The organism is Aliikangiella aequoris (assembly GCF_053709105.1).
Window position 1 is genome coordinate 1,885,919 of record NZ_CM132298.1, and the last position, 24,529, is coordinate 1,910,447.

Consider the following 24,529-nt stretch of genomic DNA (forward strand, 5'->3'; position numbering starts at 1 on the left):
CTAGCATGATTGAATCAATTATTCGTTGGTCGGTAGGTAACCGTTTCTTCGTGGTGCTTGTTACCTTAATGATTGTAGGGCTTGGAATTTATTCGCTTAAAAACACACCCGTTGATGCCATTCCCGATCTGTCTGACGTGCAAGTTATCATTAAAACATCCTATCCTGGGCAAGCTCCACAAGTGGTCGAAGATCAGGTTACCTATCCGCTAACTACGGCTATGCTTTCTGTGCCCGGCGCAGTTACAGTGCGGGGTTATTCATTTTTCGGCGATTCTTATGTTTACGTAATATTTAATGAAAAGACCGATCTCTATTGGGCGCGTAGTCGAGTACTTGAATACTTAAGTCAGGTTGCATCAACTTTGCCTGCTAATGCAAAAACTCAGCTAGGGCCTGATGCCACGGGCGTAGGGTGGATCTATCTTTACGCTTTAGTAGATCGAACGGGTCAACACGACTTAAGCCAACTAAGAAGTATTCAAGATTGGTTTTTAAAATACGAATTACAAACGGTACCGGGAGTATCAGAAGTCACTGCACTCGGGGGCATGGTCAAGCAATACCAAGTCAAAGTTGATCCTGATAAATTACGCGCTTTTGGAATTCCATTGTCACATATACAAATGGCTATTAATCGAGGGAACCAAGAAATAGGCGCGTCTGTAGTCGAAATGGCAGAAGCAGAATACATGGTACGTGCTAGTGGTTATATTAAGAATCAAACGGATCTCGGTAATATTCCTTTGGGCGTAAATGATAATGGTACGCCGCTTTTACTAAAAGATATTGCAGATATATCTTTAGGACCACAAATGCGTCGTGGCATTGCTGAGCTTAATGGAGAAGGCGAGACAGTTGGCGGAATCGTTGTGATGCGATATGGCGAAAACGCGCAAAAAACCATTCAAGGGGTTAAGGCTAAACTTGAAAATCTTAAGCTAGGTTTACCTGCCGGCGTCGAAATAGTACCGGTATATGACCGGAGTCGATTAATTGAGAAAGCAGTGAATAATCTTTGGATTAAATTGCTTGAAGAATTTGCGGTAGTCGCGCTAGTTTGTATGGCGTTTTTATTTCATGTTCGCTCCTCATTGGTGGCAATTATCAGTTTACCGGTTGGTATTCTTACCGCATTTATTATTATGTATTGGCAAGGTTTAAATGCAAACATTATGTCGCTAGGCGGAATAGCCATTGCGATTGGCGCAATGATAGATGGTGCAATTGTCATGATAGAAAACATGCACAAGCACATGGAAAGAACGCCTATCACCAAGGAGAATCGCTGGAAAATAGTGGCTGATTCAGCCGCAGAAGTCGGTCCTGCTTTATTTTTTAGCTTGTTAATTATTACCGTAAGTTTTGTGCCTGTATTCACCTTAGAAGCCCAGGAAGGCAGAATGTTTGCCCCGTTGGCTTTTACTAAAACCTACGCCATGGCTGCTGCCGCTGCACTCGCAATTACCTTAGTTCCTGTATTAATGGGCTATTTTATTCGTGGGAAGGTGATTTCTGAACATAAAAATCCAGTTAATCGTTTGCTTACTGCGGGTTATATGCCGCTACTAAAAAGTGTTTTAAAATTTCCTAAAATCACTTTATTAATTGCATTTATAATTTTGCTCATTGGATTATGGCCGGTTAATAAAATAGGTAGTGAATTTATTCCGCCACTAGACGAAGGCGACTTAATGTATATGCCTACAACTTATCCAGGTATTTCTATTGGTAAAGCGCGTGAGTTACTGCAACAAACAGATAAATTAATACGTAGCGTACCCGAAGTTGAAACCGTTTTTGGTAAAGTAGGGCGAGCAGAAACAGCGACCGATCCTGCGCCTTTGACTATGATAGAAACATTTATCCAGCTAAAACCAAGGGATGAATGGCGTGATGGCATGACCACACAAGACTTAATTAAAGAGTTTGATAATTTAGTTAAGTTACCTGGGGTAACTAATGCCTGGGTTATGCCCATAAAAACTCGAATCGATATGCTAGCAACCGGAATTAAGACACCTGTTGGAATCAAAATAGCGGGGCCGAAATTAAGCGAAATTCAAAAAATAGGCCAGCAACTAGAACTGATACTTAAGGATGTACCTGGGACCGCCTCTGTTTATTCGGAAAGGGTAGCAGGTGGTAGATATATCAAAGTCGATATTCAACGAGCAAAAGCTGCGCGCTACGGACTGAATATTGCAGATATTCAGCAAGTGGTTGCAACTGCTATTGGCGGAATGAATATAGCGCAAACCGTTGAAGGGCTAGAACGCTACCCAATTAATCTTCGATACCCGCAAGACTACCGCAATTCACCTGAGCGACTTGCTATGCTACCGATTTTGACTCCCAGCGGCCAGCGCATCGCACTTCAGGATGTTGCAAATATTTATGTTGAAGATGGTCCTCCTGGTATAAAAAGTGAAAACGCCCGATTAAATGGTTGGGCTTTTATTGATATAGAAAATGTGGATGTTGGTAGTTACGTGGTCGAAGCACAAAAGATTGTTCAGGATAAAATAAGCCTTCCTCCAGGATATTCTATTAGTTGGTCTGGTCAATATGAATATATGCTTCGCGCTAAAGAAAAACTAACTTACGTTATCCCTCTAACACTCGGAATTATTATTATTCTACTGTTTATGAACTTTAGAAACATTGTCGAAGTTGCATTGATAATGGGGACACTACCGTTAGCTATGGTCGGCAGTATTTGGTTAATGTATTTGCAAGGCTTCAATTTCTCTGTCGCTGTTGGCGTTGGTTTTATTGCCTTGGCAGGTGTTGCAGTTGAAATTGGGGTGATAATGCTAGTCTATTTAAATCAGTCTTATCAAAATTTAGTTAAAGAGAAACAGCAAGCTAAATCTGAAATCACTCAGCAAGAACTAATGCAAGCCGTTTTACAAGGCGCTGGCTTAAGGGTTCGTCCCGTTATGATGACCGCGGCGGCTATTATCATTGGGTTATTGCCTATTTTATATGGCACAGGTACTGGGTCAGAAGTGATGAGTCGCATTGCTGCGCCTATGGTCGGTGGGATGCTGAGTTCAGTATTATTAACTTTACTGGTATTGCCTGTTGTTTATTTTTTATGGCGTAAAAGAAGCATCAACATAAATAATAATTAAGAGACCGCTACTTAAATCGTATTTTTAAACCAAAAGGTAAAACAATGACTATTCTAAAACTGAGCTTACTGAGCATTTTTATTTCGCTGTTTAGCTTGAATGCTATTTCTCACTCAAGCCTAATAGCCAGCACACCCGCTCACGGTAGCAGTATCAACTCGTCACCAGAATCACTTCAGCTCACCTTTTCCAAAGCCGTAAAATTAATAAAAGTTGAGTTGCATTCTGAGCAGTCAGGTCAAGTAAAGTTGGCATTTAAGCTGTCACCGATGTTTAGTGAGACATTCGCAATTCCGGTGCCTGTACTCGAAAGCGATAATTATAAAGTGACTTGGGTTGCTATGGGAAAAGATACTCATAAAATGAACGGAGAGTTCCAGTTCACATTAACTGACGACTCGTTAGTACGAGATCAAAAAGTCGTAGAAAAAGACTAAAGGTAGGTCAATAATGGCGTTATCCGTATGGATAGTACTATCAGTTGTGCTTAAGTATTGCTTGTATTTAACGGCAGGTATTGCTATTGGTGTAGGCTACATGCGATTACGACACTCGGAAGAAGCACGATTGCTTAAATCGATAAATCGTTATTACCTGCAAAGTATTATTTGCGGTTTATTGACAGCCGTAGTCTATTTTCTAGTGCAAGTTGGCTCCTTCGCAGAGGAAGGGTTTAATGGCGCATTTAATAGTTTGTATATTAATATGCTGTGGCAAAGTCCTGTCGGCGATGCGCTGTTGCAACAACTACTAGGCTTCTTACTTATGGGCGTTATTCATTTTTCGCTAGCACCAAATAATCATTTAGCCATTCGTAGTTTAGGTGCCATTTGCACTTTGATTGGCGCTATTTTAATTGCCAATACTTTTGCTTTTGTTGGACATACAGCAGAGTTAGCTTGGCCATTTAGATTGTTTTTGTTGGTCCACTTTCTAGGTGTCGCTTGGTGGATAGGTTCGTTACTTCCATTACGCCAAGCATGTGACATTTTGATAATAGAAAAGCTTCAAGCAATAATGACGTCTTTTGGAAAAACAGCATTGGGAGTGGTGTTATGCATCATTTCGACTGGATTGTTACTTCTATATAATATTTCAGATGGTTCCTTTACTATATTTCAACGTTTGTACGGTTGGCTATTTATAGCTAAGTTAGCCGGGGTGAGTGGCATTTTATTAATCGCTTTGTATCACAAGTTATATCTTGTTTCACAGCTAGAATACTCTACAAAGGTAAAAATAACGCTTAAACATTCTATAACTCGAGAGATTATTCTTGGGCTAAGCATTCTTTTTATAACTGCAATCCTTTCCACTGCGACTGGACCAAACATGTAATTTAACGAGGCAAATAATGAAAACTGCAAATCTAATTCTATTTATACTAAGCGCTATCACTCTATCATTTGCGAGTTTAGCTGAAGCTCCAAAAACAACAAGCGTAACACTAATGCTAGGGAGTGATAGCGAGCCAGCAAAGGTAGTTAATTTATTCCACAAGGCATTAAAAAATAAAAATACTAAAGTAGCAATTAGTTTACTCGATGATAATGTATTAATTTACGAGGGGGGGCGAGCTGAACGTTCCGCTACAGAGTACGCACACCATCATATGCTTGCGGATATGAATTATTTAGCAGGATTAAGCAGCGAAACTTTAGAGCATCAAGTTAGAATCTATGCAGATACTGCTATTTCAACAAAACGCACTCAATCTAAAGGTCGCTTTAAAGGAAAAGAGATTGACTCTATCACTATGGAAACCATGGTGCTAAGAAAATTAGATGGTCAGTGGAAAATCAGCCATATTCATTGGTCTAATTAGATTGTAAAACTTTCTTAGCTTAAGCTGAAGTTAGTCAGCATTTTATGAAAAGTAGCCCAGCTTAGTTTTGCTATTGATATTAAATAAGTGCCGTTATTAGCACTGGCACTTTTACCTTTTATATTCGTGTTACTAACAAGAAAAATTGGCTGTACATTGGTTAGTGTTTCTACTTCCCAGTGGATTCTATATAATTTTCCCAACAATTAAAATAACTGGCGATTAGAGGTATGTTTTGAAGCTAGCAAATTACATAAGAAAATATCACAAATGGCTAGCGCTAATTGTTGGCTTACAAGCATTGCTTTGGTGTCTTACTGGTCTCTATATGACTGCAGTGCAAATTCAGATAATTCATGGTGATCATCTAGTCAAGCCTTTTCCTAATAAACAACTTTCAAGTTTTCGCATTAAATCGCTTGATAGCGCGACGCTTAATGACGTAGCTCAAGAGGCTTCCTCTATTCAGCTTAAGGTTTTATTTGGTCAGCCCGTCTATATTATTAACAATCAGCAGGGTGTTATTCGGCTTTCAGCTGAGTCGCTAGAGCGGCTTCCTGAAATTGATGAACAGCAAATTAGAGAAAACGCGGCAGCAATATATCAAGGCCGTGGAGCAATTAGATCGGTACAACGACTTTCGGCTTATCCAAAAGAATTAGGTGGATTGAAAAAAGAAATATGGCAGGTGAGCTACGACGACTGGCTCAATTCTACGCTCTATTTTACTCCAGACACTGGCTCACTTCGCTCTAAGCGCAGCGATTTATGGCGACTTTTTGATTTTTTCTGGATGTTGCATATCATGGACTATGATACTCGCGAAAACATCAACAATAACTTATTACGACTAGCATCAACGATAGGCTTATTGCTAACACTTAGTGGTGTCGGTTTACTGGTATACAGTTTTCGTCAAGCTCAGCCTGCATCGAGTAATTTAGTTTCAAAATTAAAAAAGCTGCATAAATGGATTGCGCTAATTATTGGCATTCAACTAGTGCTATGGATGTTTACCGGTATGATGTTTAGCTTTTTGCAGCATGACGATGTAAAAGGAAACAAGCTAATTAATAAGCAAGCTAAGCACAGTGAGACAGTTACCTCATTAGCTTATTCCAAGATAGCCAAGCGTTACCCTGAATTAACCGCAGTTCAAACTTTGAGCTTACTTGGTAAAGCGGTTTTTGCTGTGAGCAGCGAAACGGATCGATGGTTAATTGATACTAAAAATTTAGATCACATTTCTATAACCGAAAATAAGGCGAAACAAATTGCCGACCAAATTTACGCAGGTGATGGAGAAGTTGTCGCTATAAATAAAGAAACCCAAAGGACAACAGAGAATCGAAAATTTAGTTTGCCTGTGTGGCGTGTCGATTATTCCGACGCTGAAAACTCAAACATTTATATTGATGCCAAAACTGGCCGATTCTATGGCTTAAAAACAGACACTTGGCGGCTTTTTGACATCTTTTGGATGTTACATATTATGGACTACAGCGAGCGGAGCGATATGAACAATTCGCTAGTGATTTTTTCCGTTGCCCTTAGTTCTTTTATAGCAGTTACCGGCCTACTAATTTTATTTAAAGTGTTTCATTTAAGTGACTTTAATTTATTCGCTCGGTTTAAAAGAAGTGCGGTTGTCATTCGTGGTCCAGGTGCCTTTACAAGTGAGACTTCAGCACCCAAGTTCAGTAATCTTTTTGACTTTTTAGCAAAGCAAGGTTACCAATTACCTTCTACTTGTGGCGGCGGTGGTAGCTGTGGCCTATGCAAGGTGACACTCGATCCAAGTGCAGCGGCTTCTGAATCAGACAAAGCGATGCTAACCCAGCAGGAAATACAGCAGGGGGTGCGTTTAGCATGCCAGCATCGACTAACCAATGGAGTTCAAGTAACTTTGCCTGATTCGGTTGCTACGCAACAGTTGTTAAACTGCAAAGTCATTAGCAATGAATTTAAAACACCACTGATTAAAGAGTTAGTAGTGGCAATGCCAAACGATACAGACTTTACATTCCAAGCGGGAGAGTATGTATTAATGCACTTTAAAAAGGGAGTTAGCGCTTTAAATAATCAAAAGGTCCCAGAAAAATTTCAAGCGTTTTGGGACATTAATAAATTGTATCAACTCAGTTCTTCTCGAAGTGAAAGTATTAGCCGTGCTTATTCTATGGCAAACCCTCCGACTGAAAATGATCGCCTAGTATTTAACATACGATTAGCGCTGCCCCTAGAAGGTAATATAAGCGGCGAAGGTTCAACTGCTGCATTTAATTTAAAGCAAGGTGATGAGGTAATGTTGAGCGGTCCATTCGGACAATTTCACGCAAAGGATAATGACAAAGAGATTATCTTTATAGGCGGCGGAGCAGGCTTGGCGCCGTTGCGCTCGCACATATTAACTCAATTAAAAACGCTTAGAACAAACAAAAAGCTTTCCCTCTGGTTTGGCGCTCGTAATGAGCTTGAAATATTTTACGCAGAAGAGTTTGAACAACTAGTCAAAGAGCATTCTAACTTTAGCTGGCACGTAGCATTATCACATTTACCAAAAAATCATAGCTGGAATGGAAGTACGGGCTATATTCATCAAGTAATCTATGATCAATATTTAAGTCAGCACCATTCGATAGCAGATTGTGAGTTCTATATTTGCGGGCCTCAGGTTATGAATGAAGCCGTTAAAAGACTATTGTTGTCACTTGGTGTTGAGCCAAGTGCTATTAATATTGATGATTTTGGTGCTTGATCGAGTATGATTTAACATAGATTGCTTTCGATTCAATTGTTTATACCCAATGAATATTTTCGCGCAAATTGCTAACACGGCTTTCACAGGTTTAACAAATAAAAGAAAAAAAGGACATTGTGGAAGCGCCCATATTGTTTTTTTAGTAAACTTGAAAAGTTAAGTGCTGCATTCGACGATTATTGTCAGAATGCTAAATAAAGAGTGTATAGCCATTCATTGGAATCGATCCGAGAAAACGAGTGTCTCAATGCTGACTTGTATCCTAATAGATTTTGGAATTAGACTATGAAATTAAGACTTGTATTATTATTTATTTTTGTTATCCCGACTATATCTTTGGCGGAGGTTTCTTTACGAATCAAATCAAACTACGAGGCCGGTGTTCAAATGTATGAGAACGGAAATATGAAAATGGCATTAATATTTTTCCAGCAAGGAGCTGATAAAGGCGAAGCTAGTAGCCAGTCTGCTTTAGGTACTCACTATTTTTATGGAGACGGCATAGAAAAAAATACAGCTAAGGCTTTAGAACTCTTTGAAAAAAGTGCAGCTCAAGGAGATGGGTTAGGGAACGCAATGCTGGGTGTAATATATACGCAAGGCGATGGTGTTAAACAGGATCAAAAAAAAGCTTTAGGCCACTCTTTGACTGCAGCCAATATGTGTATTCCTCAATCACAAGATTTCGTTGCAATGCACCTATATCGTGGTGAAGGAATTAAGAAAAATATTGTAGAGGCTCTTATGTGGCTCTACATGGCAAGTCATTTAGGGTATGAATCTTCGAATAGTGGTGTGTTACAAATAGAATCTGAGATTGGTGCGAATGGTCTAAAAGAAGCTAAGGAAAAGTTTATCAAACTTAAAGAAAAGCTAAAATGTGAGTAAAGCGTATAATCATTATATTGGTGAACTCCACAGGGATATTGCGCCTCGTATTCATAAGGGGCAGTTCACATCTCAGCAACTACAAATTAAGCACTGAACTTTTGCTTTAAATAGTCACTCGTTAAATGCTTCATGATATCGATCGGCTCACATTTACTTCCGCTATCGTTATAATCTATTGAGCCAGTGCGCTTGGCAACTTTAATACAAGCACTGTTAAGGGTTTTATTGCGTTTACCTATTCCAATCAACGCACCAGCCATTGACATACGTACCTTGTTGTCTTCACTGTCTATAGTTTCATCAATCTGCTTGATTGTTTCTAAGAAAAAATTATCAGTTAGGGCTGGGTGACGTTTATTTTTGCTTAATTCATAGAGTAAACCATAACCACAATTTCGTCTTGTTGTGTCTTGGCTGTTTATCCAGTCATTACAAAGCTCAAATGCGAAAGCTGTTTTAGGCAATGTTGCATCACAAGAACTGAACACGTGACGTAACATGCCTGCATTAAGTTCATCGACTTGTTTTTCTGCTTGCTCGCGAGTAATTTTTTTAGGCTCGTCAATAAGCAAACTAATAACTTTAATATCATAATAATCCGACTGCCAAAGTGCCATGGATAAATCATGGTTCTTACCTATTTTCTTAGCCAGTTTGCGGAGTTGGGTTAAACCAATACCAAAGGTTTTTAGGCCGCCAGTTTCGCTCAACTTGTGCCAATTTTTAATGCCGCGCTCATTCTTTTGCGCTTCTAGCAATTCGATAATCTTTTGTTGATTCATGTTTATCCTTGTAAATAGCGGAGCCTAATAGCCTTAATTGCGCATTGACAGGACTAAGCTGTAACCAGCTATAAATCTATTAAAACTTAATTTAGCGAGCAATTTATGCGTAACAATATACAACACTAGCGTTAGCCCTATCAGTATATGATGTTTTAGGTGACTTTTCTTTATTTCTAGACTCGCTAAGTACACAAGTTTGAATAGATAGCGTTGATTTAAGTTTTGACTTTAATGATATTAAACAACCTTTTAAAGCCTGCTGGTAGGCTAATAATTGACCAAAAACCTAACTTTTTGAACCTGAGATGATTTATCTATAAACTGTCTCCAATTTTGTTTTCACTGTAAGGGAAAATTTTGAGTCAGCAATCACCAAACAACCTAAGTACAACGGCCAATAAAGGCTGGTTTAATCGTTTTTTAGCAACTGTTGAATGGCTTGGTAATTTACTACCTCATCCAGTAACGCTGTTTGCTTTATTTGCACTAGGCATCGTATTGCTTAGTGGCCTACTTGGGTATTTTGAGGTTAGCGTTTCCGATCCCAGACCCGAAGGTAGTAGTGGGCGGGCAGAGGATGGCCTTATCAAAGTCGTTTCTTTGGTTAACGGTGAAGGCCTACAGCGCATTGTTACCGGTTTGGTGACTAATTTTACCGGATTTGCACCGTTAGGTACTGTTCTAGTCGCAATGTTAGGTGTTGCTGTTGCAGAACATTCTGGAATGTTGTCTGTAGCCATGCGAGCTTTAGTGATGAATGCTTCTAAGCGTATGGTAACGGTAACAGTCGTTTTTGCTGGTATTGTCTCTAATACAGCTTCTGAACTAGGCTATGTAGTTTTAATTCCGCTGGCTGCAATGATATTTCATTCTTTAGGCAGGCATCCATTAGCTGGGTTAGCTGCAGCATTTGCCGGTGTTTCGGGAGGCTATAGCGCAAACCTTCTTTTGGGTACCGTGGATCCATTGTTATCTGGTATCACTGAGGCTGCTGCCCACTTACTTGACCCTAGTTATAGCGTTGGGCCAGAAGTTAACTGGTATTTCATGTTTATTAGTACATTTGTTATTGCTGCAACGGGTGCCTTGGTTACCGAAAAAATAGTAGAACCTCGTTTAGGCAAATACGACAGTTCACAAGCATCTATCGATCTTGGCGAACAAAAGATGGACAAACCAACTCAGCAGGAACTGAAAGCATTAAAGGCGGCAGGTTTGACATTTCTCTTTTTGGTGCTACTTCTAGCGCTTACTATTGTGCCAGAGGGTGGCGTTTTAAGACATCCAGAAACAGGTGCAGTTGCAGGTTCTCCATTCTTAAAAGGTATTGTTGCGTTTATCTTTATTACCTTTGCAATACCTGGCTTTGTCTTTGGTAAATTTGCAGGCACCATGAAAAATGATCGCGACGTAATTGACGCGATGGCAAAAAGCATTGGAAGTTTAGGTTTATATATAACCTTAGTTTTCTTTGCGGCACAGTTTGTCGCTTTCTTTAAATGGACTAATTTAGGTACTGTGTTAGCCGTTAAGGGTGCAGCTTTATTGCAAGCTCTTGGCTTAGATGGCCCTGAGGTGTTTATTTTATTTATCATCATGTGTGCCATGATAAATTTAAGTTTAGGAAGCGCTTCAGCGCAGTGGGCGGTCACCGCTCCAATTTTTGTGCCTATGTTAATGTTAATTGGTTTTGCGCCAGAAGCAATACAAGCGGCCTATAGAATAGGTGACTCAGTTTCCAATTTAATTACCCCAATGATGAGTTATTTTGGCTTGATACTCGCTATGGCTACCCGTTATCAAAAGAACTTAGGTATGGGGACTTTAATAGCGACCATGTTGCCTTACTCAATTATTTTCTTTGTAGTATGGACAACTTTGTTTTATGTGTGGGTCTTTTTACTTGGTATGCCAGTAGGACCAGGCTCCGCTACTTATTACAACCCTTAAAAGTGTTTTAGTCCTTAGCTAACTTAACTAAAGTGGCTCTAGGTCAATACAATGTAATCTAATATTATCGATTGCACGCTATTGTCTTAGGGCTATTTTATTAGCGTTTTCAATACAAAATTTTAGCCTGTTATCTGTCGCACTTTTTTATGAATTGAGACGTTAGACGTTAGACGTTAGACGTTAGACGTTAGACGTTAGACGTTAGACGTTAGACGTTAGACGTTAGACGTTAGACGTTAGACGTTAGACGTTAGACGTTAGACGTTAGACGTTAGACGTTAGACGTTAGACAAAAGAGATTAAACACTTAACATGAGAAATCAAATCTAACTGAGTAGGTTATTGGTTAGGCTTAGGTATTTATGGTTAACTGGCTTTCATCAGCAAAATAAACTCTATTACGGCCTAACTTTTTCGCTTCATAAAGTGCTTTATCAGCCCTTGTTATTAGGGCAGTTGTTGATTCATTTAGTTGTTTGGATGCGACACCTAAACTGATAGTACATTGGGTCGTAGTATCATTAACATGATAAGTCGCTTTACTAAATGTTTCTCTGACTCTTTCTGCTATCATAAGCAAGCCATCTTTGTCCTCATTTGCAATTAGTACCGCAAACTCTTCGCCGCCGACGCGAGCACAAAGCGCATTCTCTCGTAGTGAAGTATTTAAAATTCTGCCAAGTTTTTGAATAACTTTATCGCCTGCTATATGGCCATAAAGATCGTTAAACTGTTTGAAGTTATCAATATCTAAAAGGATCACGCCAAACTGTTTATCTGTAGCATTAAGTTCACTTAGCTTAGCATCAAAGGCTCTTCTGTTTGCTAGATTAGATAGTGAGTCGAGCATACTAAGCTTTTTGTAATGGGTTTCACTTAGTTCTAATTGGTTAGTTTGCTCACTTAAAATTCTTATTCGATAAGCTAAAGCTAAAGACAAAAGAACGCTCTCAAACGCTGCACCAATGATAAGTGGCATTTCAACCCAGTTGTTTAACGGCAAAAGTCCAAGCCAGTAAAATAACCACAGCAGACCAGCACAAATATAAAACAACCAAGCAACGGTAAAAAATTTAGCTTCTCTGCTTCCGCAATACCAAGCCCAAACGCCAATTGCTAAAGCTAAACCGGGTAGGGGTCCTGCTAACAGTAATACGATATTTAAAGCGATACTCGGTGAAACAATCAGCGTAATAAAAGTACAAACAAATAAAAACTTGATAAAAATATTTACCACTTTGGCTACTTTAGGAGAATAAAGTTTAATATTAGAAAAATGGTATAAAAAATAAATGGAAAGCGTAGTCGTTAACATCACCATAAAGTTGAGTGAGTAATTTACCCAATCCCAGTTTAAATCAATAAATAGCCTTGAATGTCCATGAGCAAAAAATTGATAAAGTAGGGCGCAGGTCATCACTGATGCATAAATATAATAAAGCGAGTCTTTTAGAAATACCCCTATTACTAAATTATAAAATATCATGACTAGCATTAATCCATAGCCAAGAGCAAAGAAAAAATTCGATTGAATAATATTGTTAAGGTAGCTTTGGTTATCGTAAAGGTTTAGTTGTAGTTGGAACTTGTCTGTAGATTCAATCCGCAAATAGATTTCTTTTAAGTTCATTTCATCGGTCACACGAAAACTTATAAACCGAGAGCGTACGCGCTGCTCATCTGAGTTTGATGCCGCTTCACTGTTAATTGTTTTCCACTCTCCATGTACATCTTGGTAGTGCATTAGTGCGCGAGTTACGCCGCTAGATGCTAACTCTAACCAAGTTGCTGGTGAACTAGGTTGTTGTGCATTTAGAAATTTAATTTTTAACCAAGCAACTTTAGGTGTCGCACCATACCAATAGTTGTGTTCAAAAAGAGTTTCTTTTACCCAACCAGTTTCACTAGTAAGCCAATCGGTACGAGTTTGAATATCATCTAGTGATAAAGTTGCTGAAATAGGAAGAAGATATTGAATATCAACGCTTTGAGTTGACGAAGCAGTCGCAGTCACCAATGGAGTAGCGATTAAGGCAATGAGAATTATAAGATAACGAAACACACTGGACATAACTGTACGAGATAGTTTTTGTTAGATCGTTATACTAACAGCGAATGATTAAATATACATCAAATAAATGAACGCGGACTATTTAGTATGTAACTCTATTAAATCGTTTTGAGGTGGCTTAGTTTCCGGTAAATTGAGGTTGCTGACTAAGCCGAGTTTTTCCATCGCTTTCAACACCCACCAGCCAGGGTCCCATTCATTAGCTTTAAGACCAAGCTTTGCTGAAGTAGGGAAGGCGTGATGGTTATTGTGCCAGTTTTCACCCATTGTAATTAATGCGGTAAATGGAATGTTATAGCCCTGAATAGCAGCATTTTTAACATGGAAATGGCGTTGACCTTTATTATGAGCAAAATAACCTATTAACCAATGACCTATTACGCTCACGCAAACACGTACACAGATTCCCCATATTACCCAAGGAAGTCCGCCAAGTATAAAGAACAAAATCGCCCAAGGAAGCTGTTGCCACATCCAGTACTTTTCCATCCATTGATACAAAAAGTCGTTCGAATATTCAGCCTCAATAATAATTTCTGGCAAATTTAATAATCGAATATCACAATGCATTTGCCAAAAGCCGTCTATTAAGAAGGGCTGTTGATGGCCAAAATAATCATGGCAATGCTTCTGCCTCTGCGCCCAATCACGAATATCATGCGTTTTGAGCATCCCAAACGGACCTGCGAGACCTACTAATACGCCTAAGTGAACCAGAATATATTCTAACCATTTAGGCGCGTCATAACTCTTATGGATAAATAAGCGATGCATTCCTAAAGAGTGTCCAAAACACAGAGTAAATCCAGTGAATAGAATAAAAAGCAGAACGGCGTCTACCGAAAATGTTAGTGGGGCACCAATCATTGTAATGACGCCCATGCTAGATAACCACAAAGATTTATTAATCGACCAATAGACTTCGCCGTCTTTGGCGCTCGCTTGGTCAGATTCTTTTATTCTTGGGTTTTCATAGCGGCTCTCCATAGTGACTATCCTTTTTGCATTAACTGATATATTAAGAACTCCGCCATTTTAGTTACCCCATATTCTTGCAAAGGCTGAAAGTACCAAGCTGGATCGAGTTTGCGTTCATAGAAAACAGATAAAGTAACCTCGGTCGAGCCATCTGAGTTTGATTTTAGTCGTATTTCTGTTCCTTTTAACTCCATATAGTTAGAAAGATAGCTCGTGTCTTCCAGGATTTTCGTTTTAACTCTTTCAAGCTCAACCTGTTCTATAAGCAGGCTGAGCCTGCCTTCGTGAGTATTTGTAAAGAACCAACGGTGGTAACGGTAATCAATAGAGTGTACGTCACCAGGACTTAAACTTTCAGCATCAATCTGGTAAGGCATAGGAAAAATACTTAAAAACCAGTGTCTGCTAACTTCAAGAGACATTGGTTTTTGAAGACTTTGATGGATCTGTTCTGGCGTCTTGAGTACGGTTCGGGTGACCGAAACCGTATTTTCTCGTGGAAAGCTTAGTTCAGGCGAAACACCTTCAATTGAAAAAATCAAAAACAAATAAGGAAGAAGGTGAACCTTAAGTTTATTTTTCCCCGATTTTTTAGAGTAGTGATATGTTAATGACTCTATTGCAAAGGCTAACAGAACAACTGCGAAATAAATTGGCATAAACATCAATACACAAATAAAGCCTTCGAATAAAATTAAAGAGCTAGCTAACATCACAATGAGCGAGTCTATACAAAGGCTTGCGTACTTTCTTGGAATGCTTCTCATATGCTCGCGCCGCCTAAAAAAAGCAAGAGTTAACGCAATTAGGTAGGGGATCGCTAAGTAAAGTAGCGCAGAGCTATCGAGCTCAAACTTGATTAACAACCTGACAGATAAAGCAAATACTGCCGATATTAGAATGACTTGCAGCCAACGCTTATTTCTTATCCATTGTGCACGCCAATTCATTATCTCTCCCTTTTTCAGTAAGTTAAAATATATTTGCCAATCATAGACTAAGTAGGTAACTTAAATCATTAAGATATTTATGTAATTAACAATTTAGCTAAGGCCCCAAATAATAATGAGATATTTTCTAGTTTTAGCGCTGCTTGAATCGAACAGCAAGTAATTTTTTTTGTCTTTAGATATCGATAGTGTAAAATCCTCTTACTTTTCTGTTTTTTGTGAGCTACATCAATCGAAATTTGGTGATGTTGCATTAGATGAGCCAGTATCTTTTGTAAGCGAGATTATGGGTGAATTCGAAGTTGGGAAATAAAACTCAGATCGGGTTGGGATAATGGGTCTGGAGTTTATGTTCTCTCCTACTCTAAAGATGGGGAGCTGTAGTTAAATCAAATGGTCGAATATTTTGGGCGGGGCGCAGAGATCCCTTGAAACTCTCCATGTTGGCTCTTAATTCATAAAAAGAATTAATGCAGAGCTTGATTACTCTCTATGGGATAGAGACTGACGTAGTGATATCAAAAGAGGCTCCATCATTTAAACAATTGCTGGGGATCAGGCACTATGAAATTTAAAGGTGTCAGGACCTTTAAAAAAATCGTTCTACCTAGATAGGATGGAAAGCGAATAGAGATTAAAAAGATAGAGTTTGGCGGTTTTAATTTTAAGATTGCCATGAATTAACAACGAAGAAAATAAAAGTTGCAAGTTGCAAGTTGCAAGTTGCAAATAGGAGAGCTCTAAATGACAAGGTGTTTAGTATTTATAATGCTGATTTCTGCAATTAATTTAGCTAAAGCAGAATTGCCATTATCTTTGGTAAAAGATTATAACCAAGAGTTAGTTAACAGTGACTCAAAACCGACTGGATTCAAGGTTTATAAGGAAAAGGTATTATTCTTTGCCCAAAGTGAGCCAGGTGTGAACAGTTTATATGGATATGACAGCATATCTGGAGAAAATGAAAAGTTAGCAGATATTAATACTACATTTGATCTAGGTAAATCTAATGTGACTAAAAATGGAGTTCTCTTTGTAGAAGATTCACATCCAATAAAGTTGTGGGTTTCCGATGGCACAGTGACAGGCACGCATGTAATCAGCGAGCTAGGAAATCTCTATTCTGAGTCATTTACTTTTGCCTCAAAACAATTTCAAGATAAAGTGATTTTCTCGATTGCTGAAAATGGCTATTTACTTCTCTATAAAAGCGATGGTACAAGCGAAAACACGATTCTAATTGAGCGAGTTCGATATGAAGCAGGGAAATATTGGGACAGGGTGAATATTATTGGCAATGATGAGTCAATTATTGCGTCTTATCAAGATAATTATTTTTATTTCTTTGATGAAGATAACAATAAACACTCTTCTTGTTTTTGGGAGTCTGGTGTAGACAGGCTTCAGACTGTACATGGACGAATATATTTTCATGCACCAAATGATACGAACTTGTATTTTTGTGACATAGAGTCGTCACAAGTAAAGGAAATAAGAGACGAAGTTGAATTCGAAGCCGAACGAATAAAAATGCTCTTTCAAAATGATTCGTCTATCTATTTCATAGCACATCAGGAATACGGTGGCTCAAGGGCTATACGATATGACCCTGCGGGAATCAAATACAGTATCCCTTACTCGCTAGATGTAGGTTATCCGCCATCGATCATTGATGGGCGAGTTGTATTTCAACACTCTAGCGATGTCTATATAGAAGAACAATTAGTAGAATTCCCTCAGGGAGGGCCACATCTCTTTCCAGCTTCTAGAGCTGTCGGCTGCCTACAAGGCGCTTGTATTTTAAGAACTTCACCTGAGGGAAATAATGCGGAACTTTTGTATGTAGAATTTGGCTCAGCTGAGGGTGAAATACTACATGTTTTTAACCCAAAAGCTGAGATTGGAAATACGCGATACCGACATAGCTACGGAGCGGCAGTAAATAAGAAGCTAGTCTATTCTGAAAAAAACTGGGATCTAGGTATGGAACCTCATGTACTAGATTTAGTGAACAAGAATGTATCACTTATCGAGGACATAGACAAAACAATAGAAACTGACGGCTCGAAAATCAGCAGAATTCAAGTGGTCGAAAATCGCCTATATGTTAATGCAAAGACTGTCGAGGGTCGCCAGATATGGTCCTATGATCCTTCTAGTAATGAATCCTCGATGATTGTAGATACTATACGTAGTAGTCTTAACACCAAAGTTGAGTTTCAAATACTAAATAAGATCTATTACAGCAGAACTTTCTATGATACGTGTCGGGAAGTATCAAGTATGGCTTATAATCTTGATACCGGTAAACGCCTCGAATACAGCTGTGGTCGTACTGGAAATATCTACAAATTTGCCGGCGGCTATTTAACAACCAACGGGGACTATCTGGATTATTTTAATGGGCCTATATTGGGCTTTAACCACCGATATATTTTGTATGATAATCAAAACAGTATTAACGAAGTTAGGGTTCAAGGTGATAAGGCCTACATTAGAAGAGATAACGATTTTATCGTACTGAATGAAGATCTGAGCTATCAAATTCATGAAATATCCGAAAATGATGAAGGGCTATTTCCTTCATATATTGGTGAAGGTAAATGGCTGTTCAGAAATGGCCGAGTATTCAATGGAAATAGTTTTGTTGATACGCAACTTCAAGAGTTATTGACTGAGGATGATACTTTGACTGTTTTATTTCATTCGGGAAAAAATGCACTAATATCACTATATCCAAAAAAATTCGTCTACGACTCAGAAAAGGATAGTGTTTCTGAGTTTAGACCAATAGCAAACTCTCAAATAGTTTACCATAACAACTATCTCTACCAGGTGGAGGAGCAGACTGGAAATATCTACCGTCACGATTTTAATGAAGGTGTGGATAAACTTGTTACAGTACTTGGTAGAATCTCCTATTATGACATACGGTTCTACGAAGACTATTTATACTACTACTCTGAAAATTCGTTAAAAAGAGCGAGTTTGATTTCTGGTGAAACAGAGCTTCTAACTACAAAATTTGAAAAACACGAAATTGGTTTTGATGAAATTGTTAATGATGATTTTGGAAATGTATATTTTACAGCTGATTATGACCTTCATGGGACTGAGTTGTGGAAATTAACTAATGAAAATAAGTATGCGAGTGAAAGAAATTACGTGATGCGACACGATATTAACAACCACTTTAAATTTCCTGTTAGTTCCAATAATTTGCACAGCGAATTTAAAATCTTGACTGAGTCACAGTTAGGAAATATTGCTGTGGACTCGGAGGGGTTTAGCTATGTCCCCAATGCAGGCGCAACCGGTTCAGAAACAATTAATTTTAGCTTTATTAATGATTTAGGTGAATCAAATATAGGTAGATTAAATATTTACGTTAACAAACGCCCCAAAGCCTATGCTGATACTTTCAAGACCGTTGAACAGGTTAACCTCTTCGATCCTACTTTGAATGATCAAGACGATTATTTTTTAAGACATAGTCACATTGAAATAGTAGAGGAACCCAAACATTCAATTTTTGATGCGGCAAACTTAAGCCTTATACGTGATGGTGACTACATTGGACCGGACTCTTTTAAATACAGGTTAATTGACGAAGAAGGCGATGCATCTGAAGTAGTACAAGTGAATATTGATTTTTCTAATCCGTACCTGAATTCAAAACCCTTGCCTGTACCCGATGAGTATTATTTAGATAAAAACACCAATGTCGAGTTAGATATTCTTGCAAATGACTCCGATCCTGATGGCGACAGTTTTACTTATAGAATTAAGACTTTGCCAAAAAATGGCGGCCTTTATATTGGTGGTGGTATCTTAGAGTATCGACCTGATTTGGATTTCGAGGGGGACGATGCCTTTTTGTACTACATAATTGATGATTATGGCCAGAGCAGCTCAAGACTTGCTGAGGTTAAACTACATGTGGGAAATAAGAACAAGGGAGGCGTTATTGCAGATTCTCCTCAATCTTCTAGTAATGGCGGTGGATCTGTAGGAGGCTTTTATCTGTATATCCTGCTTTTTTCAATTTACACAATAAAAAACAGCCCAAACAGGAAGTTGAAAAAATAATGGATTAGACTGAGGGTGGTTCAACTTCTGTAGGAGTCTCACAAATTTACGTTAGAAATAAAGTATGAAATCCAGGTTTAACTGCTTAAATAGGCAGTTGATATTTGCATTCTATAGCGCTCTAAATACAGTTATCCAGAATAAGGGTCAAAAGCTCAATACGGAAGTACATCACTTCTTTCTTAATTTACAAGAGAGCCTTATAAAAGATAGTGTACACCTGGCTCTAGAATCAGACCCGAACTTGTGAGTGAGATTAAACATTGCTGACGTGCTTGGTAGCAACTTCTTTGAAGCAAAATCAAGCGGGGTCAAAGTAAATTGATTTGATTGTTGTTTGATTTAAAGCAGAAGAAAAAAGCACCTGAAGCTTTGTCAAATTGCTGAGTGGCTGCTTTCTTCGTTATCGATGTTATGGATGCAATTAGAAAAAAGTGATTTCCGAACGGTAATTTTCTCAGTTTTTTGCCAGTCATAGACTAAGTAGGTAACTTAAATCATTAAGATATTTATGTAATTAACAATTTAGCTAAGGCCCCAAATAATAATGAGATATTTTCTAGTTTTAGCGCTGCTTGTGTCAAACTCCGCACTAGCTGAGTGTGCTGACTCGCAAAGATTTGTATATGGGAATGAACCACTAGCTTCAAAACTTTACGAAGCCGCAAAAGCTATTCCCCACGGAGCTTGGGATGACGGAGAATTTGGAGATGAGAGTTTCTATTACCTTGGTGCTTTGAAGGTTGCCGGCAAATCGACTTTCGTGACTTATATCAATACAACATGGGGAGCGGGAAGTTGTAGCAGAGCGACATCTCGCCTCATATTTTTTGATGAGCAATTAAAGGAAGTTGGGCAGTATTACGGAGTCCAACAACCAAAATTAGAGAAATCACTCTTAGTGTTTCCAAAAGGTGAAATTGGTAGTAGTTCAGTGGATGTTTCGACCGGACTACCTGAGCAGCTAAATGAAGGTAACGATTACTATCCAATTTCGATATACTAGCTTTAATCAGAGCCTGCAATTGAAGGCAAAACAAAAAAAATACGCCTTAATTGAAGTAAGCGTTAAACGGTAAATGGAGTTCCGATGAATCCGATAGTATTAGTGACAGGAGGTAGTCGAGGAATAGGTGCTGCTACCTCTAGGTATCTAGCAAAGCAAAATTATGCTGTTTGCGTTAATTATATTTCTAATAAAATTGAGGCTGCTAAGGTTGTTTCGGACATTGAAAAAGACGGTGGCAGAGCAATCGCTGTACAAGCGGATGTTTCAGAAGAAGATGATGTAATTCGTCTTTTTAATACTATTGATAATTCATTAGGTCAAATTACCCACTTAGTAAATAACGCAGGTATATTGTTGCCGCAAATTCGAGTGTCAGAAATGACAGCAGAAAGAATTAATAAAGTGCTAACGACCAATATCACAAGTTATTTTTTGTGTTCTCGTGAAGCAATCAATAGAATGAAAAATGGAGGTTCAATTGTTAATGTCTCTTCGGCTGCATCAAGGTTAGGCTCTGCTGGCGAATATGTTGATTATGCCGCATCAAAAGGCGCTATAGATTCATTAACAATCGGTTTGTCACTTGAGGTTGCAAGTCAAAATATACGTGTAAACTGTGTACGCCCAGGCTTTATTTACACTGAAATGCATGGCGATGGGGGAGAACCCGATAGAGTAGAACGGATTAAGTCGTTAATCCCTTTACAGCGAGGTGGTACACCTGAAGAAGTTGCTTCTTCTATTGCATTTCTACTATCAGATGAAGCATCGTTTATTACTGGTACATTTGTTGATATAGCTGGTGGTAAATAGCGGCATATTAAGCCAAGTAACAGGACTCTTACAATTTGCTTGGTTTTGCTTCACATTGTAGCCAACAATTACTAGCCTCCTATCAAGGCGTTAAGGTACTAATGAAAAAGCGAAAACTTAAAATTATCTTCTTTTCTTTGTTTGGACTTATTCTAACCGTTTTTCTCATAGATATGTTTGTCATTCCGATAAAGAAAATTGAACTAATTGGTCTTCATAAAATTTACCTTAAAGGTTCTGGGTACGATGACGGAGCAGTATCAATAATTGTAGAAAACCAACAAAGATACTCAGGCGAATTAATTAACATTTTAGAAAAAGCAAAGCCAGGCTCAGTTGATGAAGATATGGCACTAACTTTTATTGAGTATGTGATTGACCAACCAAGAGTTAGGGAGGCTTTAGCTGTATTTGGCGAAAATCACCCAAATCACGATACTAAGTGTTTAGTGCAGAATATTTTATCTGATGAACCGACAATGAAACCGGTAACTGATTCGTCTGTTAATTTAATAGCGTACAAAGCGGTTGCTTCGCGATTTGAGTGTGAGGCGAGCTAATAAACTATGCTGAATTGGTTAGACCTTTTACAAGAACTAAAAATTGGTTCGGCTAAAAGATACCGTGCATTTTAGTCATTAAATGGATGATTAAGTGACTTGGTGGGGTGTGAGTCTTTATGAAGCCTAAAAATTATAACTACCTTAACTTAATTAGTTAATACTTCATTTAACATAATATACATTATACGCACATATGGCTATTGAAATAGGTTTAGCAGGCCAACCTCTGGACGTCTAACTAAACCTATGTAAACTTTTTAACTAATAATATGTAATTTTACTTAAAGCTGTGTAATCCACGTCAATGAATAAATTGATGGTGTTTGCTAAGCACGATGAGCTTGCTAGATCGAGTTTATCAGGTAAAGTTGCAAGTTACGGAAACGTTAAGTTTTTGATATTTTAGATTACCAGGCTCCAGCATTGATAATTGCATTACGCGTTTGAATCAAACAATCAAGTTGCCCCGTTTTGATATATGAAGCTGGAGATTCACCATTAAATGGCTTATTGCCGTTTTTGAAAGTCATAAACTTTTTGCGATTCTCGGGATTTGAAAATATGTTATCGATGAAAGACTGAATGTCATTAACTAAATCTATGCGCTTGCGCTGATCATCAGTGAAAAAATTAGTCTCACAAGTAAGGTCTTGAATATTAATTGTCTTTTCTGGTAACGAAAGAACTCTGCTGATTTCTACTAGCGTTAACCCCCACATAACCAGCGTTCTCAGTGTTTTATTGATATCATTTTCGGAACCCATTTTTATTCCTTACCAAAAGAGTTTAGATGAAGTACGGTAATTGATTTAGGCCATCATAACAAAAAATACTGTTTTCGTTGCTTCATTATTGGATAATCCGGGGTCTCCAACAATATAGAGTTGTAAATGCCACACTTTGGGATTTAACTTGTTGTATTTAATAAATATCTTTTATGCGCTTTTTCTTGCCAGACGCATGTCTCTCTCGTAAATCAGAATCAATATAACGGTCGGTAGTTGCCATACTTGCATGTCCCGCGTCGTCCCTGACGTGTTCTCTTGGTCGAAACTTTACATCTTCTGATATTCCTGTGTGCCTGAGCCAGTGAACAGTGGCTGCTTTTAACTCCAGTGCATCATCCTCAAGGCCATCTGATTTCATTCGCTGGTATGTGCGATCAAAACATAATTGAACAATGCGTCTTATATGCCTGGTGCTGGTGATTGAGCCTTTACCTTTGGATTTTGATATCAACGGGATCTGTTCTCCAGGGCTGGGTAGTTTTGATAAACCCAAATGTTTTCTGTAGCGCTTAAGTGCATTAAGCATGTCGTCGCACACGGTTATTGTTCTATTTTTGTTACCTTTACCGGTGACATGAAACCACCAGTTTCTATCATGGTCGGTTCTAAAGTCTCCCATCATTGGCGTTGATCTTTCATCAGCGACTAACTCTGAGATTCTCAGATACATGGCAAACAAACAATTCATAATGAATAATGTGCGTTCATGTTCCAAAGGCTCTTCTGACGCCATTAACTCGGCAGTTTCTAAAATATATTCCCATTGAAGCGTGCTGATGCGTCTCACCATTGGCTGAATTTGGTCTTTACGGATAAATTTACTTTTTTGTTTGATTAATGCAACAGGATTGGAATCAGCAAGATTCTCATGGATTAGATATTCGTAGAATGATGATAACGCAGTAAAAGTAGCTTTGATTGACGCCTGTGATGGTGAAAATTTACTGATATCAGCTTCGGCTCCTTGGTCATGCTCAGACTTGGATACCGATGCCACAAATGGTCGCCAATCTTCATTAGCTATGCGCTCGCCATTTTTACTTTTAAAACGCGCAACATTTTTTGTGCCAATCCAGGCTTTTGGTGGATTGAAACAGAAACGAATAAAGTCTTCGATATGTTCACGCTTAAGGTTTAATACAGAGACTTGTTCTATCCGCCATGACCATTGAAGCAACCTTTCAATTTCTCGGCGATAACTATTAAAGGTCGCGGTGCTGCCGTTGTAGCTATACAAAAACTTCAGTGCATATTCAAAATCAATACCTGAACCAGGTACCTTTATCGCGAGAAATGGTTTTGTGCTGAATTGCGATTGTTTAAAAGGGTTACCGATAAAACTCAGGCTATCAATAATTGGTGCTGGCGCTTTCCGCTTTGGATTCATTATTATTGAAGGCATTAGTTCAGAGTTGCTCTATTATACCTAAATAATCCCCCCTTTCAATAAGTCCGATATTCACAAATATCGGACTTATCCGAGAAATACGACTTCACTAAATAGTGACTCTCTTAACGCTGCAGTCTCTGCATGAATGGCATGCCCAATCCAACTCTGCACACCAGGATCAATATCAGCCATATTTAAAGCATACTGAGTATATCGTTTTGCTTTGTGTTTTATTTTTCTCTGAAATCGAAATCCATTATCGTTTCTGAACCAACGTTTACTCGGACTGACTTGGTAACCCAACACATCAACTTTCTCATATCCAATTTATTCACTACTAATTATCACCCAATAATGCAAAAAAAAATCGCGGCCGGCTTTGCGGGTTAAATCCAAGCTAACAAGTCGAAATGTTAAAATCCTTTAGTTTCAAAACCACCTTCCCCAACTCCTCCTGATGATGCCTACACTGATGTAGGTAAGTAGAGTAACTAAGGAGCAGTTACCGAGAGAGTGGCAAAAGTAC

General features: G+C 38.5%; 18 protein-coding genes. 11 read left to right on the top strand and 7 right to left on the bottom strand.

Going from position 1 to position 24,529, the window contains the following annotated elements; translation table 11 throughout:
* Window positions 1-5 precede the first annotated feature (5 nt).
* The 6 genes from ACUR5C_RS08180 to ACUR5C_RS08205 all read left to right on the top strand — a co-directional run bounded on the left by ACUR5C_RS08180 (window position 6) and on the right by ACUR5C_RS08205 (window position 8,611).
* A complete protein-coding gene (locus tag ACUR5C_RS08180) occupies window positions 6-3,137 on the top strand; it encodes an efflux RND transporter permease subunit (RefSeq protein ID WP_454464623.1) in 3,132 nt (1,043 codons plus the stop codon).
* 44 nt (window positions 3,138-3,181) lie between these two features.
* Entirely contained in the window at window positions 3,182-3,574 is a 393-nt protein-coding gene (locus ACUR5C_RS08185; RefSeq protein ID WP_454464624.1) for a copper resistance CopC family protein, read from the top strand.
* 13 nt (window positions 3,575-3,587) lie between these two features.
* On the top strand, window positions 3,588-4,475 hold the full coding sequence (locus ACUR5C_RS08190) for a copper resistance D family protein (RefSeq protein WP_454464625.1): 888 nt from the start codon (window positions 3,588-3,590) through the stop codon (window positions 4,473-4,475).
* A 16-nt stretch (window positions 4,476-4,491) separates the two neighbouring features.
* On the top strand, window positions 4,492-4,962 hold the full coding sequence (locus ACUR5C_RS08195) for a YybH family protein (RefSeq protein ID WP_454464626.1): 471 nt from the start codon (window positions 4,492-4,494) through the stop codon (window positions 4,960-4,962).
* 235 nt (window positions 4,963-5,197) lie between these two features.
* Window positions 5,198-7,720 carry an NADH:ubiquinone reductase (Na(+)-transporting) subunit F gene (gene nqrF / locus ACUR5C_RS08200; protein WP_454464627.1) on the top strand — a complete coding sequence of 841 codons (2,523 nt, stop codon included), beginning with the start codon at window positions 5,198-5,200 and terminating at the stop codon, window positions 7,718-7,720.
* A gap of 288 nt (window positions 7,721-8,008) precedes the next feature.
* Complete coding sequence (locus tag ACUR5C_RS08205; RefSeq protein ID WP_454464628.1) at window positions 8,009-8,611, top strand: tetratricopeptide repeat protein; 603 nt, start codon at window positions 8,009-8,011, stop codon at window positions 8,609-8,611.
* 86 nt (window positions 8,612-8,697) lie between these two features.
* Here ACUR5C_RS08205 and ACUR5C_RS08210 read toward each other — a convergent pair whose 3' ends face one another.
* On the bottom strand, window positions 8,698-9,396 hold the full coding sequence (locus tag ACUR5C_RS08210) for a DNA alkylation repair protein (protein WP_454464629.1): 699 nt from the start codon (window positions 9,394-9,396) through the stop codon (window positions 8,698-8,700).
* A 360-nt stretch (window positions 9,397-9,756) separates the two neighbouring features.
* On the opposite strand from ACUR5C_RS08210, the gene ACUR5C_RS08215 reads away from it, so the two are divergent.
* Entirely contained in the window at window positions 9,757-11,349 is a 1,593-nt protein-coding gene (locus ACUR5C_RS08215) for an AbgT family transporter (RefSeq protein ID WP_454464630.1), read from the top strand.
* 355 nt (window positions 11,350-11,704) lie between these two features.
* On the opposite strand, the gene ACUR5C_RS08220 is transcribed toward ACUR5C_RS08215, so the two are convergent.
* The 3 genes from ACUR5C_RS08220 to ACUR5C_RS08230 all read right to left on the bottom strand — a co-directional run bounded on the left by ACUR5C_RS08220 (window position 11,705) and on the right by ACUR5C_RS08230 (window position 15,351).
* On the bottom strand, window positions 11,705-13,423 hold the full coding sequence (locus tag ACUR5C_RS08220; protein ID WP_454464631.1) for a diguanylate cyclase: 1,719 nt from the start codon (window positions 13,421-13,423) through the stop codon (window positions 11,705-11,707).
* Between the two features lie 78 nt (window positions 13,424-13,501).
* Window positions 13,502-14,410, bottom strand: coding sequence for an acyl-CoA desaturase (locus ACUR5C_RS08225; protein ID WP_454464632.1), 909 nt, complete (start codon window positions 14,408-14,410; stop codon window positions 13,502-13,504).
* A gap of 5 nt (window positions 14,411-14,415) precedes the next feature.
* Complete coding sequence (locus ACUR5C_RS08230) at window positions 14,416-15,351, bottom strand: hypothetical protein (RefSeq protein WP_454464633.1); 936 nt, start codon at window positions 15,349-15,351, stop codon at window positions 14,416-14,418.
* A 744-nt stretch (window positions 15,352-16,095) separates the two neighbouring features.
* Here ACUR5C_RS08230 and ACUR5C_RS08235 point away from each other — a divergent pair.
* The 4 genes from ACUR5C_RS08235 (at window position 16,096) to ACUR5C_RS08250 (ending at window position 21,822) form a co-directional block, all read left to right on the top strand.
* Entirely contained in the window at window positions 16,096-19,440 is a 3,345-nt protein-coding gene (locus ACUR5C_RS08235; RefSeq protein ID WP_454464634.1) for an Ig-like domain-containing protein, read from the top strand.
* A 547-nt stretch (window positions 19,441-19,987) separates the two neighbouring features.
* Window positions 19,988-20,446 (top strand): hypothetical protein, encoded by a 459-nt coding sequence (locus tag ACUR5C_RS08240; RefSeq protein WP_454464635.1) that lies wholly within the window; start codon window positions 19,988-19,990, stop codon window positions 20,444-20,446.
* 84 nt (window positions 20,447-20,530) lie between these two features.
* Window positions 20,531-21,262, top strand: a complete 732-nt coding sequence (locus tag ACUR5C_RS08245; RefSeq protein WP_454464636.1) for an SDR family oxidoreductase — start codon at window positions 20,531-20,533, stop codon at window positions 21,260-21,262.
* A gap of 101 nt (window positions 21,263-21,363) precedes the next feature.
* A complete protein-coding gene (locus ACUR5C_RS08250) occupies window positions 21,364-21,822 on the top strand; it encodes a hypothetical protein (protein WP_454464637.1) in 459 nt (152 codons plus the stop codon).
* A 410-nt stretch (window positions 21,823-22,232) separates the two neighbouring features.
* Here ACUR5C_RS08250 and ACUR5C_RS08255 read toward each other — a convergent pair whose 3' ends face one another.
* The 3 genes from ACUR5C_RS08255 to ACUR5C_RS08265 all read right to left on the bottom strand — a co-directional run bounded on the left by ACUR5C_RS08255 (window position 22,233) and on the right by ACUR5C_RS08265 (window position 24,309).
* Window positions 22,233-22,589, bottom strand: coding sequence for a hypothetical protein (locus ACUR5C_RS08255; protein WP_454464638.1), 357 nt, complete (start codon window positions 22,587-22,589; stop codon window positions 22,233-22,235).
* A 157-nt stretch (window positions 22,590-22,746) separates the two neighbouring features.
* A complete protein-coding gene (locus ACUR5C_RS08260; RefSeq protein ID WP_454464639.1) occupies window positions 22,747-24,015 on the bottom strand; it encodes a tyrosine-type recombinase/integrase in 1,269 nt (422 codons plus the stop codon).
* Between the two features lie 72 nt (window positions 24,016-24,087).
* Complete coding sequence (locus ACUR5C_RS08265; RefSeq protein WP_454464640.1) at window positions 24,088-24,309, bottom strand: hypothetical protein; 222 nt, start codon at window positions 24,307-24,309, stop codon at window positions 24,088-24,090.
* Window positions 24,310-24,529 lie beyond the last annotated feature (220 nt).

Coding starts and splice junctions, on each gene's coding strand:
- ACUR5C_RS08180 (WP_454464623.1), top strand. CDS start 6: ATGATTGAATCAATTATTCGTTGGTCGGTAGGTAACCGTTTCTTCGTG.
- ACUR5C_RS08185 (WP_454464624.1), top strand. CDS start 3,182: ATGACTATTCTAAAACTGAGCTTACTGAGCATTTTTATTTCGCTGTTT.
- ACUR5C_RS08190 (WP_454464625.1), top strand. CDS start 3,588: ATGGCGTTATCCGTATGGATAGTACTATCAGTTGTGCTTAAGTATTGC.
- ACUR5C_RS08195 (WP_454464626.1), top strand. CDS start 4,492: ATGAAAACTGCAAATCTAATTCTATTTATACTAAGCGCTATCACTCTA.
- ACUR5C_RS08205 (WP_454464628.1), top strand. CDS start 8,009: ATGAAATTAAGACTTGTATTATTATTTATTTTTGTTATCCCGACTATA.
- ACUR5C_RS08210 (WP_454464629.1), bottom strand. CDS start 9,396: ATGAATCAACAAAAGATTATCGAATTGCTAGAAGCGCAAAAGAATGAG.
- ACUR5C_RS08220 (WP_454464631.1), bottom strand. CDS start 13,423: ATGTCCAGTGTGTTTCGTTATCTTATAATTCTCATTGCCTTAATCGCT.
- ACUR5C_RS08225 (WP_454464632.1), bottom strand. CDS start 14,410: ATGGAGAGCCGCTATGAAAACCCAAGAATAAAAGAATCTGACCAAGCG.
- ACUR5C_RS08230 (WP_454464633.1), bottom strand. CDS start 15,351: ATGAATTGGCGTGCACAATGGATAAGAAATAAGCGTTGGCTGCAAGTC.
- ACUR5C_RS08235 (WP_454464634.1), top strand. CDS start 16,096: ATGACAAGGTGTTTAGTATTTATAATGCTGATTTCTGCAATTAATTTA.
- ACUR5C_RS08240 (WP_454464635.1), top strand. CDS start 19,988: ATGAGATATTTTCTAGTTTTAGCGCTGCTTGTGTCAAACTCCGCACTA.
- ACUR5C_RS08245 (WP_454464636.1), top strand. CDS start 20,531: ATGAATCCGATAGTATTAGTGACAGGAGGTAGTCGAGGAATAGGTGCT.
- ACUR5C_RS08250 (WP_454464637.1), top strand. CDS start 21,364: ATGAAAAAGCGAAAACTTAAAATTATCTTCTTTTCTTTGTTTGGACTT.
- ACUR5C_RS08255 (WP_454464638.1), bottom strand. CDS start 22,589: ATGGGTTCCGAAAATGATATCAATAAAACACTGAGAACGCTGGTTATG.
- ACUR5C_RS08260 (WP_454464639.1), bottom strand. CDS start 24,015: ATGCCTTCAATAATAATGAATCCAAAGCGGAAAGCGCCAGCACCAATT.